The 15,056-nt window shown below is 62.2% G+C and carries 13 protein-coding genes; 7 read left to right on the top strand and 6 right to left on the bottom strand.

Annotated features, from left to right (window positions below; genetic code table 11):
- Position 1 precedes the first annotated feature (1 nt).
- Positions 2-457, bottom strand: a complete 456-nt coding sequence (locus BUS06_RS06640; RefSeq protein ID WP_074263558.1) for an FKBP-type peptidyl-prolyl cis-trans isomerase — start codon at positions 455-457, stop codon at positions 2-4.
- Positions 458-647: 190 nt separating this feature from the next.
- Between BUS06_RS06640 and radC the strand changes: the two genes are divergently transcribed.
- From radC to nadB, 4 genes are all read left to right on the top strand, one after another.
- Positions 648-1,451 carry a RadC family protein gene (radC, locus tag BUS06_RS06635; protein ID WP_083611354.1) on the top strand — a complete coding sequence of 268 codons (804 nt, stop codon included), beginning with the start codon at positions 648-650 and terminating at the stop codon, positions 1,449-1,451.
- A 264-nt stretch (positions 1,452-1,715) separates the two neighbouring features.
- Positions 1,716-1,949: a 50S ribosomal protein L28 gene (gene rpmB, locus BUS06_RS06630; RefSeq protein WP_007180631.1), complete on the top strand. Its 234-nt coding sequence runs from the start codon at positions 1,716-1,718 to the stop codon at positions 1,947-1,949.
- A 10-nt stretch (positions 1,950-1,959) separates the two neighbouring features.
- A complete protein-coding gene (gene rpmG / locus BUS06_RS06625; RefSeq protein WP_074263557.1) occupies positions 1,960-2,127 on the top strand; it encodes a 50S ribosomal protein L33 in 168 nt (55 codons plus the stop codon).
- Between the two features lie 306 nt (positions 2,128-2,433).
- Entirely contained in the window at positions 2,434-4,032 is a 1,599-nt protein-coding gene (gene nadB / locus BUS06_RS06620; RefSeq protein ID WP_074263556.1) for an L-aspartate oxidase, read from the top strand.
- A 234-nt stretch (positions 4,033-4,266) separates the two neighbouring features.
- Here the strand turns inward: nadB and nadA are convergent, their stop codons facing one another.
- The 5 genes from nadA to purN all read right to left on the bottom strand — a co-directional run bounded on the left by nadA (position 4,267) and on the right by purN (position 10,425).
- Entirely contained in the window at positions 4,267-5,406 is a 1,140-nt protein-coding gene (gene nadA / locus BUS06_RS06615; RefSeq protein WP_074265942.1) for a quinolinate synthase NadA, read from the bottom strand.
- Positions 5,407-5,602: 196 nt separating this feature from the next.
- On the bottom strand, positions 5,603-6,799 hold the full coding sequence (locus BUS06_RS06610) for a DesA family fatty acid desaturase (RefSeq protein WP_074263555.1): 1,197 nt from the start codon (positions 6,797-6,799) through the stop codon (positions 5,603-5,605).
- 263 nt (positions 6,800-7,062) lie between these two features.
- A complete protein-coding gene (locus BUS06_RS06605) occupies positions 7,063-8,415 on the bottom strand; it encodes a mechanosensitive ion channel family protein (protein ID WP_074263554.1) in 1,353 nt (450 codons plus the stop codon).
- Positions 8,416-8,503: 88 nt separating this feature from the next.
- Positions 8,504-9,763, bottom strand: coding sequence for an RsmB/NOP family class I SAM-dependent RNA methyltransferase (locus BUS06_RS06600; protein WP_074263553.1), 1,260 nt, complete (start codon positions 9,761-9,763; stop codon positions 8,504-8,506).
- Entirely contained in the window at positions 9,760-10,425 is a 666-nt protein-coding gene (purN, locus tag BUS06_RS06595) for a phosphoribosylglycinamide formyltransferase (protein ID WP_074263552.1), read from the bottom strand. The genes BUS06_RS06600 and purN overlap by 4 nt, the downstream gene beginning before the upstream one ends.
- 111 nt (positions 10,426-10,536) lie before the next feature.
- Between purN and BUS06_RS06590 the strand changes: the two genes are divergently transcribed.
- The 3 genes from BUS06_RS06590 to lspA all read left to right on the top strand — a co-directional run bounded on the left by BUS06_RS06590 (position 10,537) and on the right by lspA (position 15,048).
- A complete protein-coding gene (locus tag BUS06_RS06590) occupies positions 10,537-11,532 on the top strand; it encodes a bifunctional riboflavin kinase/FAD synthetase (protein ID WP_074263551.1) in 996 nt (331 codons plus the stop codon).
- A 175-nt stretch (positions 11,533-11,707) separates the two neighbouring features.
- Positions 11,708-14,545 (top strand): isoleucine--tRNA ligase, encoded by a 2,838-nt coding sequence (gene ileS / locus BUS06_RS06585; protein WP_074263550.1) that lies wholly within the window; start codon positions 11,708-11,710, stop codon positions 14,543-14,545.
- Complete coding sequence (gene lspA, locus BUS06_RS06580; RefSeq protein ID WP_074263549.1) at positions 14,545-15,048, top strand: signal peptidase II; 504 nt, start codon at positions 14,545-14,547, stop codon at positions 15,046-15,048. The genes ileS and lspA overlap by 1 nt, the downstream gene beginning before the upstream one ends.
- Positions 15,049-15,056 lie beyond the last annotated feature (8 nt).

The following is a 15,056-nucleotide window of genomic DNA, read 5'->3' as shown; positions in this document are numbered from 1 at the left end:
TTTACAGAATCCCGATGATTTTCACTTCGAACGCCAGCGCCTGGCCGGCGAGCGGGTGATTGAAATCGAACAGGGCGGACGTTTCGCCGACTTCCTTCAGCACGCCAGCGTAGCGTCCGCCACCCGGTGCGTTGAATTCGACGAGATCGCCCGGCGAAAAATCCTCACCGATCATGCTGTTTTCGCGCAGCGTGGCAAGCGAGACCCGCTGGATCAGCTCCGGATTGCGCGGACCGAATGCCTGCCCGGCGGGTAGCTGAAAGGTCGAATGGTGGCCGACCTTCAATCCCAGCAAAATGTCTTCCAGCGGCGGCGCAAGTTGGCCTGCACCCAGCAGCAGCGTGGCTGGCTTTTCGGTAAAGGTGTTGATGACTTCAGCGCCATCGGCAAGCGAAAGCCGGTAATGGAGCGTGACGTGCGAACCGGGTTTCACTTCAGAGATGTCGATGATGCTCATGCGGTACTCGTTCAGTCGGGACGCGCTGCACGCGGGCGCCGGGGCGCCGCCTGTGCGGTTGGCAAACCGTAATGGTGCCGTGCGCAAAGGCTCTATTGTAAGCCACATATCAAGCGGCGGCTTGGGTGCATCGTAGGCACAAGCGCCATGGGCGAGGACTTTTCCCGCCCGCGAACAGGAGAACGATGAGATGAACTATTACGCTTGCGCCGAGGCGGCGGCTAGTCGTACCGCGGAGGTCGGCTTGCTGGCGCCGTTCAATGAGGATGTGGCCGCGCCTCGGCCGGACGCGCCCGACGCGGGCCGGCCCAAGCCGTCCGCACCCAAACGCTCGCGTCGTAAGCGCGACATGCCGCGTGAGCGGCTGCTGGACTTCGGACCCGGCACCCTGGCCGACGCCGAACTGGTGGCGCTCGTGCTGGGCTCGGGGCTGCCCGGTCACAATGTGTTCGGCATCGCTGACTCGCTGTTGAAACGCTTTGGTTCGCTGCGCGCAATGCTCGACGCCACACCGGCTGACTTCAAGGGACTGCCCGGCATCGGCCCCGCCAAGACGGCGCAACTACTCGCCATCCTCGAACTGGCGCGGCGTTCGCTCGTCGAAAAAATGCGCGAGAAACCGATCATCGACTCGCCTGAGGCGGTCGAGGACTATTTACGTCTGCTGATCGGCTCCAGGCCTCATGAGGTGTTCGTCTGCCTCTTTCTGGACGCCCGGCACCGCCTGATCGTCACCGAGGAAAGCTCGCGCGGCTCGCTCACGCGGATGGCGGTTTATCCACGCGAAATTGTCCGGCGCGCGCTGACCGCGAACGCGGCAAGCATGATCGTGGCGCATAATCACCCCTCTGGCGCGGTGAAGCCCAGCGCGAGCGACCGGCATCTCACGCAGGTGCTGCGTGACACCCTCGCGCTGATCGACGTCCATCTGGTCGATCACCTTGTAATCGGTACGCACGAAACCTTCTCGTTTGCGCGCGCCGGATGGTCGTGAATTCCGGATCCGTCAATGCCGGAATGCCAGTCGGATTGCCGTTGTTGCTGCACCTTGTCCTGCTAGCTGGATCGCAAATAAGGTTTGATTTATCGGCTTTTTTTCTGCTAGAATTCCGGTTTGCCTGTTTCCAACCCTGTTCCGAAGCCATCAAAGGCCTTTCGGGAGATAAGCGACTGAACGCAACTGAGCGATCATCGCGGCCCTTCCGGATAACTTTCGCGGCGTCCGAACTCAGAATTAGCGTATTAGGAGTGCTCTCATATGGCACGCGTATGCCAAGTAACTGGGAAAGCGCCGATGAGCGGCAACAACGTTTCCCACGCGAACAACAAAACCAAGCGCCGGTTCCTGCCGAACCTGCAAAACCGCCGCATCTGGGTGGAAAGCGAAAACCGTTGGGTGCGTCTGCGCGTTTCGAACGCCGGCCTGCGTCTGATCGACAAGAACGGCATTGACGCCGTGCTCGCAGACCTGCGCGCACGCGGTGAAGCCTAAGGAGTAAATCATGGCCAAAGGCGCACGCGACAAGATCAAGCTGGAATCGACCGCAGGTACGGGTCACTTCTACACCACGACGAAAAACAAGCGCAACATGCCGGAAAAGATGGAGATCAGCAAGTTTGATCCCGTCGTTCGCAAGCATGTGCCGTACAAGGAAACCAAGATCAAATAAGATCTTGCTTCCTGCTTGTTGACGAAGACGAAAGCCCTGCACTTGTGCGGGGCTTTTTGTTTTACGGCGCGCTAAATGATGAAGATTCCGGCGCGCGCCGTTCTGTGTACTTCCTGCGTTGCTGTTAGCTTTAACGGCCGCTCTTCCGTTCCGGCATGCGTGCATGTCACGCCTCCCATCTCCCCACTTGCGTCATTAGCCATCCGGCCAGCTTTCCCTCATGTCCTGCGACGCGTATCCTAGCTCGTTTATCGGTGAGCGGCGACACGAGCCGCAACGGCTGATCAAGTGACGGAGACGCAGGAAATGAATTTTGATGTGGCAATTGTCGGCAGTGGTCTGGCGGGTCTGAGCGTTGCACTAAATCTGGCGGAGACGCGGCGGGTTGCAGTGATTGCCAAGGTATCGATGACCGAAGGCGCCAGCGACTGGGCGCAAGGCGGCATCGCGGCAGTGCTGGATTCCGCGGACAGTATCGAGAACCACGTCAGCGACACGCTCATCGCCGGCGGCGGCCTGTGTGACGAAGGCGCTACGCGTTTCATCGTCGAGCATGGCCGCGAGGCGATCGAATGGCTGATCGCGCAAGGCGTGCCGTTCACCAAAGACGACGCGGCCGAGCTTGGCTTTCACCTCACGCGAGAAGGTGGCCATAGTCATCGCCGCATCATTCACGCAGCGGACGCGACCGGTCATGCGGTCGTCGTCACGTTAAGCGAGCGCGTGCGTCGCCATCCGAATATCACGTTGCTCGAAAACCACTATGCGATCGACCTGATCACGTCGGACCGCCTCGGCCTGCCAGGGCGTCGCTGCCACGGCCTATATGCGCTCGATCTCGAAAGCGGCCGCACCGTCACCATCGAAGCGCCGCATACGGTGCTAGCTACAGGTGGCGCAGGCAAGGTCTATCTGTACACGACAAACCCGGACACCGCCACAGGCGATGGCATCGCCATGGCGTGGCGCGCCGGCTGCCGTGTGTCGAACATGGAGTTCATCCAGTTTCACCCGACCTGTCTGTTCCATCCCTATGCCAAGTCCTTCCTGATCTCGGAAGCGGTGCGTGGCGAAGGCGGCATTCTGAAGCTGCCGGACGGCACCCGCTTCATGCCCCAACACGATGAACGCGCGGAACTGGCACCGCGCGATATCGTCGCCCGTGCGATTGACTTTGAGATCAAGAAGCGCGGCATCGACTGCGTGTACCTCGATATCAGTCACCAACCTGCGGCGTTCCTGCAAGAACACTTTCCCACCATCCTCGCGCGTTGTCGCGAGTTTGGGATCGACATCACGAAAGAGCCGATTCCGGTCGTCCCGGCGGCTCATTACACTTGTGGCGGCGTCGTCACGGACCTCGCTGGCCGAACCGATCTCGCTGGCCTCTATGCGGTCGGCGAGACGTCCTGCACCGGTCTGCATGGCGCCAACCGCCTGGCCAGCAACTCGCTGCTCGAATGCCTGGTGATAGGCCGTTCGGCGGCTGCCGCCATCGAGGGCGAGGGCTTCGGCGGCGCAGTCCACGCGTCACTGCCCGACTGGGACGAAAGCCGCGTGTCCGATCCGGACGAGGAGGTGGTCGTCGCGCACAACTGGGACGAACTGCGCCGCCTGATGTGGAACTACGTGGGCATCGTCCGAACCGACAAGCGGCTCGCGCGCGCCAAGCATCGCCTGGCGCTGCTTCGCGATGAGATCCACGAGTACTACGCGCACTTCAAGGTGAGCCGCGATCTGCTTGAGCTGCGCAATCTGGTCGACGTTGCGTCCTTGATCGTCGAGAGCGCACGTTCACGACGCGAAAGCCGCGGACTGCACTTCAGCCGCGACTGGCCCGCTGCGCTGCCGAAAGCGTTGCCCACGGTTCTGTCGCCGGAGAACGTGCGCAATCGCAACGTGTGACGCGCGCGATTCTTCAGAACGCAACTTGTCGAAGAGATCAAGCTCGAGCAAAAGTAAAAAGGCCATCGCTGGAAGGCGATGGCCTTTTTGTTGCGGCGGCGCTGATGTGTACCGCTCCCTGAAATTGATGCTGAAGACTCAGACAATCACTTCAGGCAACGCTCGCGCTTCAGCAAAAAGCGGCGAGACGGCATCAACCAGATTTGCGCACCTGATGCTGCCCGGCCGCCCTCGTCAAGCAGGCCCCACGTTCAAAAACAACGCCGCGTCCTTCGCCAGGTCGCCGCTCGTCTGCACGCGCTTCTTGTGGCGCGCAGCAAAATCGAGCATGCGGTCGATCGGCAGCCGCGCCCGTTCGCCCACCGCGCGATCGACGAAGATCTCGTTGTGACCGCGTTCCAGCACGTCAGCCAGATTCGCCAGTCCGTTCATCGCCATCCACGGGCAATGCGCGCAACTCTTGCAAGTAGCGCTGTTGCCGGCGGTAGGTGCCTCAATGAAGGTCTTGCCAGGCGCGGCCAGGCGCATCTTGTACAGAATGCCGAGGTCCGTCGCGACGATAAAGTGCTTCGCATCGAGCCGTTGCGCGGCGTCGATCAATTGCGTCGTCGAACCTACGACATCCGCCTGAGCCACCACGCTTTCCGGTGACTCGGGGTGCACGAGCACCTTCGCATCGGGATATTGCTCGCGCAACAGATCGAGTTCGATACCTTTGAATTCGTCATGCACGAGGCACGAGCCCTGCCAGAGCAGCATGTCCGCGCCGGTTTTCTTCTGGATGTAACCGCCGAGGTGCCGGTCCGGTGCCCAGATGATCTTTTCGCCGCGTGCATGCAGGTCGGCAACGATCTCCAGTCCGATCGACGACGTCACCATCCAGTCCGCCCGTGCTTTCACGGCCGCACTGGTGTTCGCATAGACCACCACAGTGCGATCCGGATGCGCATCGCAGAAAGCAGAAAACTCGTCGACAGGGCAGCCGAGATCGAGCGAGCAGGTCGCATCGAGATCTGGCATCAACACCCGCTTGTCGGGACTGAGAATCTTCGACGTCTCGCCCATGAAGCGCACACCGGCGACGACCAGCGTCTGTGCGTCATGATCGCGGCCGAAGCGTGCCATCTCGAGTGAGTCCGCAACGCACCCGCCCGTTTCATCGGCGAGCTCCTGCAGCTCTGCGTCGACATAGTAGTGCGCGACGAGCACCGCCTTCTCGCGCACAAGCAACTCGCGAATACGCGCCTTCAGCGCGAGCTTTTCTTCCGCGGACGGTGCGTCCGGCACCTTCGCCCACGCCTGTCCGATGCCGCATGTCAGGCCCTGCGCTTGCGGCCGGTCGTATTCGACGCTCCTGATCGCCTGCTGATTCATAATCCCCTCTGCCCTGCTGATTTGCCGCTCATCGCCGTGCGTGATCCACATCGTGCACAGCACGCACATGCCACACGCGATGGACATGCCGCGTGTCACGTTCGACGTTTTTGGCGGCCCAAAAAAGCAAAACCCCGCCAGCGCGGGGTTTTGTGACGTGACTAAATTTTAATTGATTTCGTGCGTACGTTCTTGCTCACGCATAGCGACGCAGGCGCATCGCAAACTCCTGTAGAGCCTTGATACCGCTTTGTTCCGCGCGGTGACACCAATCCTGCAACTGCACCAGCAACTGTTCGCGCGAAGCGTTCGAGCGCTCCCACATGGCCGCCAGTTCATTACGCAACTCGATGTAGGTACGCAGCTTCTGGCTGTTCGCGAAGATCTGCGGCAGTTGACGCTTCTGCGGTTCGTCGAGGCCAGCCTCTTCCTTGTGGAACCAGCTGCGTGCGCCGCGCATCACCTGATACTTTTCGCGAGCGCCCACTTCCTTCAGGTGCGCCAGTTCCTGGCGATAGGCGCGCTTGAGCGCCTTACCGTAGCGAGCCATCACTTCATAGCGGTTGGCCAGCACAGCTTGCAACGTGTCCTGGTCGAGCACCAGCTTGCCGGTGGTCAGACGCGGCGTAGGCGCAATCTTCTTCACCTTGGCGAGGCGGAACGCCGACATGATGCGGATATACATCCAGCCGATATCGAACTCGTACCACTTGTTCGACAGCTTGGCCGACGTCGCATACGTGTGGTGGTTGTTATGCAGTTCTTCGCCGCCGATCAGGATGCCCCACGGGAAGATGTTGGTGCTCGCATCCGACGAGTTGAAGTTGCGATAGCCCCAGAAGTGAGCAAGGCCATTGACCACACCCGCTGCCCAGAACGGAATCCAGATCATCTGCACAGCCCACACCGTCAGACCGACGAGGCCGAACAGCGCAACGTTGAGCACCATCATCAGGCTCACGCCGAGAATCGGGTACTTCGTGTAGACGTTGCGTTCCATCCAGTCGTTCGGCGTGCCGTGGCTGAACTTGCGCATCGTTTCTTCGTTCTTCGCTTCGACGCGGTAGAGTTCAGCGCCTTCCAGCAACACCTTCCAGATGCCGCGCGTTTGCGGGCTGTGCGGATCTTCTTCGGTCTCGCACTTGGCGTGATGCTTACGATGGATCGCGGCCCATTGGCCGGTCAGCATGCCCGTGCTCATCCACAGCCAGAAGCGGAAAAAATGACTGACGGCGGGATGCAGGTCGAGGGCGCGGTGCGCCTGGCAGCGGTGCAGATACACGGTCACGCCGATGATCGTGATGTGCGTCGCCACGAGCGTGTACACCACGAGTTGCCACCACGAGAAACGCAACAGACCGTGGGCAAGGAAATCAAGCAAGGAATTCAACAAGGCAATTTACCTGTGGAACGAGAGTTACAGGACACCAGGAAGACAACGCGAACAACGTAACCAGAAGAGGGCAATCAAAGGCCAACCAAAGGGTAACCAAAAACGCGACGTCAAGAAAGTGAAAGCATACAAACAGCTTGGACGTCATTCTACGCGAACCGTTCCAAGTGTTTGTAACAATTGGGGATTTTTTGCAACCCAACAACCAGGGCAAACACGCTGATGTGTCTTTTTGGCACCCTTCTCGGGGTCCCGCCGCCCCGTCAGGCGGCGCTGCCCGGCTCGTTGGCGGCATCTCCGGTCATAGTTACCGGTCGCGACAGTATGTCGCCCGAGCCGACGATCCGCACTTCGCGCTGAGAGAGCGGGATCGAAACGCCGTTTTCGCTAAAAAGCCGCCAGAGATTGCGATTGACCGCCGAGCGCACGCCAGCGGTGCCGAGTGCCGCATCCTCGATCCAGAAGCCCAGTTCGAGGTTGATGCCATCCGGCCCGAAGCCCGCCAGATAAGGCGTCGGGGCCGGATCCCGCAGCACGCGCTCCACCCCGTCGGTGGCCTGCACGAGCAACTGCATCGCCTGCTCGACGTCCGACGTATAAGCCACTGTCACTGCGATCTTCGAGTAGCCGCGCGTCAGATAAGACGACTGGTTCTGTACGACATCGGTAATCAGCTTTTCGTTCGGAATCAGCGTTTCGATACCGTCGAGGCCGCGCACCACCGTGTAGCGGGTGCGGATCTGCGTGACCATGCCCTGCAGGCCGCCGGTGTTGATCGTGTCGCCGATCCGCAGCGAACGGTCGATCAGGATGATGAAGCCCGACACGTAATTGCTGGCGATCTTCTGCAAACCGAAGCCGAGTCCGACACCCAGTGCACCGCCGAACACGCCTAGCACCGTGATATCGATGCCCACCAGCGAGAGGCTGATCAACACCGCCGCCAGCACGAACAACGCTCGCCCCACGCGGGCCGCCGCGACTTTCAGATTCGCATCGAGCGTGTTCGAGCGCATCAAGCGCTCTTCGAACGCGGCGCCGAGCCACATCGCGACGATCATCGTCACGCAGACCCACAGCAGCCCCGTCGACAGCGACAGCAGCGTCATGTGGGCATTGGCGACGCGAAAGTGCACGCTCGCCATCCAGTCGAGGACGTCGTCCTGAATGCCCATTACGGTGAGCACCATGCCGATCCACACAATCAGCGAGACGACTTTCTCGATCAGGAAGAGCCACTTATGGGCTTCGCCATGGCTTGCGAACACCCGACGGGCGAGGAAGAACAGGACATAGATCAGGCCGATGCCGAACAGCGGCACCAACGCGAGATCGAGCAGCGCGGTATGCATGAACGGGGCTGCAACCGCCTGCGCGATCCAGACCAGCGCAGCGCCGATCAACGGAAAAAATGCGCGGTTCAGGCTTTCCGCACCGAAGCGCAGTGCCTGATAGCGCGTCTGGCGACGCAAATCGAGGGTCCGGCGCAGCAGCCAGGCGAGCCCCCATGCAAGCGCGAGCGTGCCGAGTAGCACGCCCACCTGCCAGAGCATCACCGGCTGGCCGAAGTCATGGGCGACGTCGCCGAACAGGTGAAAGAAGATCCGGTTGTGCATGGTGTCGTGGGAGCGCCCGTCGCGGCATGCCTGCGGTTTGCGGTTAAGACAAAACGCAGGCAGCGCGCCAGCGACGCCTCAGGCGCCCTTAAGCGCGCCGCTCCAGCACCGCGGCGAAGAAGCCGTCGGTGGCGTGGCGGTGCGGCCATAGCGACAGGTAGTCGCCCATTTCAATCTCGACACGCTGTTCGGCGAGCACCTCACGCGCCGGCACCAGGGCAAAGCCCGGATGATTGGCGAGGAACTGCGTGACGATCGACTCGTTCTCCGCCTCTAGAATGCTGCAGGTCGCGTAGACCAGACGCCCGCCCACCTTCACCAGACGCGCCGCGCTCGTCAGGATGGACAACTGCTTGGGCGCGAGTTCCGCCACCGATTCCGGTGACTGACGCCACTTCAGGTCCGGATTGCGCCGCAGCGTGCCGAGCCCGCTGCACGGCGCGTCCACCAGCACACGGTCGATCTTGCCCGCCAGACGCTTGATTTTCGCGTCATGCTCGCTGTCGATCAGTACCGGATTGACGTTCGACAGCCCGCTGCGGGCGAGGCGCGGCTTGAGCTTGGCGAGACGCCGCTCGGAGATATCGAAGGCGTACAGACGGCCGGTGGAGCGCATCATCGCGCCCAACGCGAGGGTCTTGCCGCCCGCGCCGGCGCAGAAGTCGACGATCATTTCGCCGCGCTTCGGCGCAACCAGCGTGCACAGCAACTGGCTGCCCTCGTCCTGCACTTCGACCCAGCCGTGCTGGAACGCATCGAGCTTGGTGAGCGGTGGCTTGCCGACCACCCGCACGCCGAACGGTGCGAACGGCGTGGAGCCCGCCTCGATACCGGCTTTGGACAACGCGTCCAGCACCTGGTCGCGAGTCGCCTTGATCGGATTGGCGCGCAGATCCAACGGCGCCGGATAGTTCAGCGCGGCGGCCAGTTGCGCGAGCTCTTCAGCTTCGAAACGCTTTGACAGCGCCTGATAGATCCAGTCGGGCAGATTCATGCGAATCCGCAACGGCAGGCTTTCCGGATCGATCTTCGCGACGTGTTCGAGCCAGTTGGACTCGGAGTCGGAAATGAATGGCTTCAACGCCGAGCGCCCCGCCGTCTGCATCAGGCCCAGCAAGGCCATCCGGCGCGCCGGGCTGCCGGCGCCGCTTTCGGCCAGGTGGGCGAACTCCATCCGGCGCCGCAGCACCGCAAACACCGCCTCTGCGATCACGCCACGCTCGCCGTGCCCAAGCTTCGGGTGGGCGCGAAAAAAGCGGCTGGTGGCTGCGTCTGCGGGGCCGGCCAGCTTCAGCACGTCCGCGAGCAGCGTTTCGGTTTGTCCAATCAGAAATCCATGTAGTCTCATACGCCCTCTCCGGCGATCTTGTTGCTATTGATGTCGGCAAAGAGCCATTGCGGCTCCGGCGGCGTGAGCGTGACGCGCAGTCCGTCGAGCGCGAGGCGCCCTTCGACGAACCAGCGCACCGCGCGTGGGTAAATGACGTGTTCGGTGGCCAGTACGCGCTCGGCGAGCGCCGCGGCGTCGTCGCCGTTCAGCACCGGCACCGCTGACTGGACCACGATCGGCCCATGATCGAGCTGCGACGTGACAAAATGGACAGACGCGCCGTGCAGCCGGACGCCGGCATCGAGCGCCTGCTGGTGTGTTTTCAGGCCGGCAAAGCTCGGCAGCAGCGACGGATGCACGTTCAGCATGCGCCCCGCGTAGCGGTCGACGAAGCCCGGGGTCAAGACACGCATGAAGCCGGCGAGCGCCACCAGGTCAGGTGCAAAAGCATCGATCTGACGCGCCAACGCCGCGTCGAACGACTCGCGATCGGGAAACTGGCGATGGTCGACCACCGCCGTGGCAATACCATGCGACGCGGCGAACGCAAGGCCCGCAGCGTCTGGACGGCTGGCAATCACGGCGGCGACTTGCGCCGGCCACTCTTCGCGCGAACAGGCGCGAACGATGGCTTCCATGTTGCTGCCCCGCCCGGAAATCAGGATGACAAGTTTTTTCATCCGCGGATTTTATCATTCGGGGGACGCCTGAACGGCGCTGCGCCGCCGTGGCTTGCTTTGAGCGTTTATAATCGTTTGTTTTGCAACTTAAAGTCGCCCCAACCCGCTATTGTGAGAGTCTTCCGCGGTCTTCCCAATGCCGAGAGCCGTGCGCCCTGCGCCCTGACCATCGGCAACTTCGACGGTGTCCACCGCGGCCATCAGGCTCTGCTCGCCCACGTCCGGGCGGCGGCCGATGCACGCGGCCTGCCCGTCTGCGTGATGACTTTCGAACCGCACCCGCGCGAATTCTTCAATCCCGCCGGCGCGCCTCCGCGTATCGCGATGCTGCGCGACAAGCTGGAAGCGTTGCGCACCAATGGCGTCGACCGGGTCGTGGTCGAGCATTTCAATCACACCTTCGCCAGCCAGTCGCCGGATACGTTCGTTGAGCGGATCATCGTCAACGGCCTGCATGCCCGCTGGGTGATGATCGGCGACGACTTCCGCTATGGCGCGAGGCGTGCGGGCGATTTCGACTCGCTCAAGGCCGCGGGCGCACAACACGGTTTTGAAGTCGAACAGATGGCTACCGTCGCGGATCCGTCCGGTGCACGTATCTCCAGTTCGGGGGTGCGCGCGTCGCTGATAGCGGGCGACCTGGACGCCGCACGCGCCGCGCTCGGGCGCGATTACCTGATCAGCGGCCACGTCGTGCACGGCATGAAGCTCGGCCGCGACCTGGGGTTTCCCACGCTGAATCTGGCCATCGCCCACAAGCGCCCGGCGCTGGCCGGCATTTTCGTGGTGCGCGTGCATGGCATCGAAGCGGAGCCGCTACCCGGCGTCGCGAGTCTCGGCTTGCGCCCGACCGTCGACGACTCCGGCCGCGTGCTGCTCGAAGTTCACCTGCTCGACTGGCACGGCGATGCATATGGCAAACTCGTGCGCGTCGAATTCCTGAAGAAACTGCGTGACGAGGAAAAGTACGTCGACCTCGAAACGCTGACCGCCGCCATTGCACGCGACGTCGCCAATGCGCGTGCGTGGTTTGCTGCGGTTGGCACCGGCACGCCGGGCAGCCGCTCGACCGGCTTCGCCACTTCAGCCACAGACCGAATTAGATAGCCGCCGCGGTACGTGCCGGCGCGCCCAGCATCAAGCGCAGCACGTGCCCTAGCCGCGCGCATCGAAGGGCATCCGTGGATCACGCGACATGCCTGCCGGGCGCGTTCAACGCCCCGCGCATCGTGCGCAAATCGCGCCCTTAACGCGCATCAAACGAATTCACTGCGACCACACCATGAGCAACAAAAAAGCCGATTCGAAACCGCCGTCACGCTACCCGGTCAACCTGCTCGACACGCCGTTCCCGATGCGTGGCGACCTGCCCAAGCGCGAGCCGCAATGGGTCAAGGAATGGCAGGAACGCAAGGTCTACGAAACGATCCGCGCGGCCTCCAAGGGTCGCAAGAAGTTCATCCTGCACGACGGGCCGCCGTATGCCAACGGCGACATCCACCTCGGGCACGCGGTGAACAAGATCCTCAAGGACATGGTGGTCAAGTCGCGCAACCTGGCGGGCTTCGACGCGGCCTACGTGCCGGGCTGGGACTGCCACGGCATGCCGATCGAAATCCAGATCGAAAAGCAGTTCGGCAAGTCGCTGCCGGCCGCTGAAGTGATGCAGAAGGCGCGCGCCTACGCAAGCGAGCAGATCGAGAAGCAGAAGGTCGGCTTCCGCCGTCTGGGTGTGCTCGGCGATTGGGACAACCCGTACAAGACCATGAACTTCACGAACGAGGCCGGTGAAATCCGCGCGCTCGCGAAGATCATGGAAAAGGGCTATGTGTTCCGCGGCCTGAAGCCGGTGAACTGGTGTTTCGACTGCGGCTCGGCGCTGGCCGAGGCGGAAGTCGAATACCACGACAAGACCGATCCGACCATCGACGTGCTGTTCGCCTTCGCCGAACCGGAGAAGACCGCGCAGGCGTTCGGCCTCACGGCGTTGCCGCGCAGCGAAGGCGGTATCGTGATCTGGACCACGACACCGTGGACAATCCCCGCCAACCAGGCGCTGAACGTCCATCCGGAGATCGTCTATGCACTCGTGGATACGCCGCGTGGACTGCTGATCCTCGCTGAGGAGCGCGTCGAAGCGTGCCTGAAGCAATACGGCCTCGAAGGGCATGTTGTTGCGACCACCACGGGCGCCAAGCTCGCCAACCTGCGCTTCCATCATCCGCTCGCCTCGGCACATCCGAGCTACAAGCGCACCGCTCCGGTGTATCTCGGCGACTATGTGACAACGGAAACCGGTACCGGCATCGTCCACTCGTCGCCCGCCTACGGCGTGGAAGACTTCGTGTCGTGCAAGGCGCACGGCATGTCCGATTCGGACATCATCAGTCCGGTGATGGGCGACGGCCGTTATATCGAATCGCTCGCGCTGTTCGGCGGTCTGTCGATCTGGGCAGCCAATCCGAAAATCGTCGCGGCGCTCGAAGCGGCCGGCACGCTGCTGCGCACGGAAAAGTACACGCACAGCTACATGCATTGCTGGCGCCACAAGACGCCGATCATCTACCGCGCGACCTCGCAGTGGTTCGCCGGGATGGACGTGAAGCCGAACGACACCGACAAGACGCTGCGCGAAACCGCGCTCGAAGGCATCGAGAACACCGCGTTCTATCCGTCGTGGGGCAAGCAGCGTCTGTTCAGCATGATCGCCAACCGCCCGGACTGGACGCTGTCACGTCAGCGCCAGTGGGGGGTGCCGATGGCGTTCTTCGTGCACAAGGAAACCGGCGAGTTGCATCCGCGCACGCTGGAACTCCTCGAAGAAGTCGCGCAACGCGTCGAAAAGGCCGGCATCGAAGCGTGGCAATCGCTCGATCCGCGCGAGCTGATCGGCGACGACGCCAACCTGTACGAAAAAAACCGCGACACGCTCGACGTGTGGTTCGACTCCGGCACGACGCATTGGCACGTGCTGCGCGGCTCGCACAAGGACGAACTGCAATTCCCGGCCGACCTGTATCTGGAAGGCTCGGACCAGCATCGCGGCTGGTTCCATTCGTCGCTGCTGACGGCTTCCATGCTCGACGGCCGGCCGCCTTACAACGCTCTGCTGACACACGGTTTCACTGTCGACGGCGAAGGTCGCAAGATGAGCAAGTCGCTCGGCAACGGCATCGATCCGCACGAAGTGGCGAATCGCCTGGGCGCGGAAATCATCCGCCTGTGGATCGCTTCGACCGACTACTCGGGTGAACTGGCGATCTCGGAGGAAATCCTGAAGCGCGTGACGGAAGGCTATCGCCGCATCCGCAACACGCTGCGCTTCCTGCTTGCAAACCTGTCGGACTTCGACTTCGAGAAGAACGCGCGTCCGGTGGAAGACTGGCTCGAGATCGACCGCTATGCGGTCGCGCTGTCGGCCAATCTGCAGACGGACATTCTCGCGCACTACGAGAAGTACGAGTTCCACCCGGTTGTGGCGAAGCTGCAGACGTTCTGCTCGGAAGACCTCGGCGGCTTTTACCTCGACGTGCTGAAGGACCGTCTGTACACCATGGCGCCGGACTCCGTCGCGCGCCGCGCCGCTCAGACCGCGCTTTATCACATCGCTCACGGACTGCTGCGCATCATGGCGCCGTTCCTGTCGTTCACCGCAGAAGAAGCGTGGAAGGTGTTCCAGCCGAACAGCGAAACCATCTTCACGGAGACGTATCACGCTTATCCGGAAGTGGCGAATGCGCCGGCGCTGCTCGACAAATGGACGCTGTTGCGCGCGGTGCGCAGTGACGTGACCAAGGCGCTGGAAGAAGCGCGCGTTGCCAACCTGATCGGCTCATCGCTGCAGGCGGAAGTCGAAATCCGCGCGAGCGGTGCCCGTCACGACGCGCTGGCTAGCCTCGGCGCGGATCTGAAGTTCGTGCTGATCACGTCCGCCGCGACGGTTGTGAAGGTCGAAGACGAAGCAGCGGAAAGCGTCGAAGTGGTCGCATCGAAATATCTGAAGTGCGAACGCTGCTGGCACTATCGCGCAGACGTCGGCGAGAACGCCGAGCACCCGTCCCTATGCGGCCGGTGCTTCAGCAATCTGTTCGGAAGCGGCGAAACAAGGAGCGCGGCATAATGGCAACAAGAAGTCTGTCGAAACCCGCCGGCGGTTCGCTGGCACCGTGGCTTGGCGTGGCGTTGATCGTGATCCTGTTCGATCAGCTCACGAAGATTGCAGTCCAGAAGGTGTTTGCCTACGGTGTGCCGCATGCGGTGGCTCCGTTTTTCAACCTGATTCTGGTCTACAACCGCGGTGCCGCGTTCAGCTTCCTCGCCATGGCGGGCGGCTGGCAGCGCTGGGCTTTTACGGGCCTCGGCGTGGTCGCGGCGCTGGTGATCTGCTATCTGCTCAAGCGTCACGGCGCGCAAAGGCTCTTCTGCACGGCTTTGGCGCTGATCCTCGGCGGCGCGCTCGGCAATGTGATCGACCGGCTGGCGTACGGCCACGTGATCGACTTCCTCGATTTCCACGTGGGCACCTGGCACTGGCCGGCGTTCAACCTCGCCGACAGCGCGATCACGATCGGTGCGATCCTGCTCGTGCTCGACGAATTGCGGCGCGTACGCGTCTCGCGCTAACGCTGTTG

Origin of the sequence: Paraburkholderia phenazinium (assembly GCF_900141745.1) — a bacterium.
Taxonomy (GTDB): Bacteria; Pseudomonadota; Gammaproteobacteria; order Burkholderiales; family Burkholderiaceae; genus Paraburkholderia; species Paraburkholderia phenazinium_B.
This window is presented reverse-complemented; position numbering and strand designations above follow the sequence as displayed.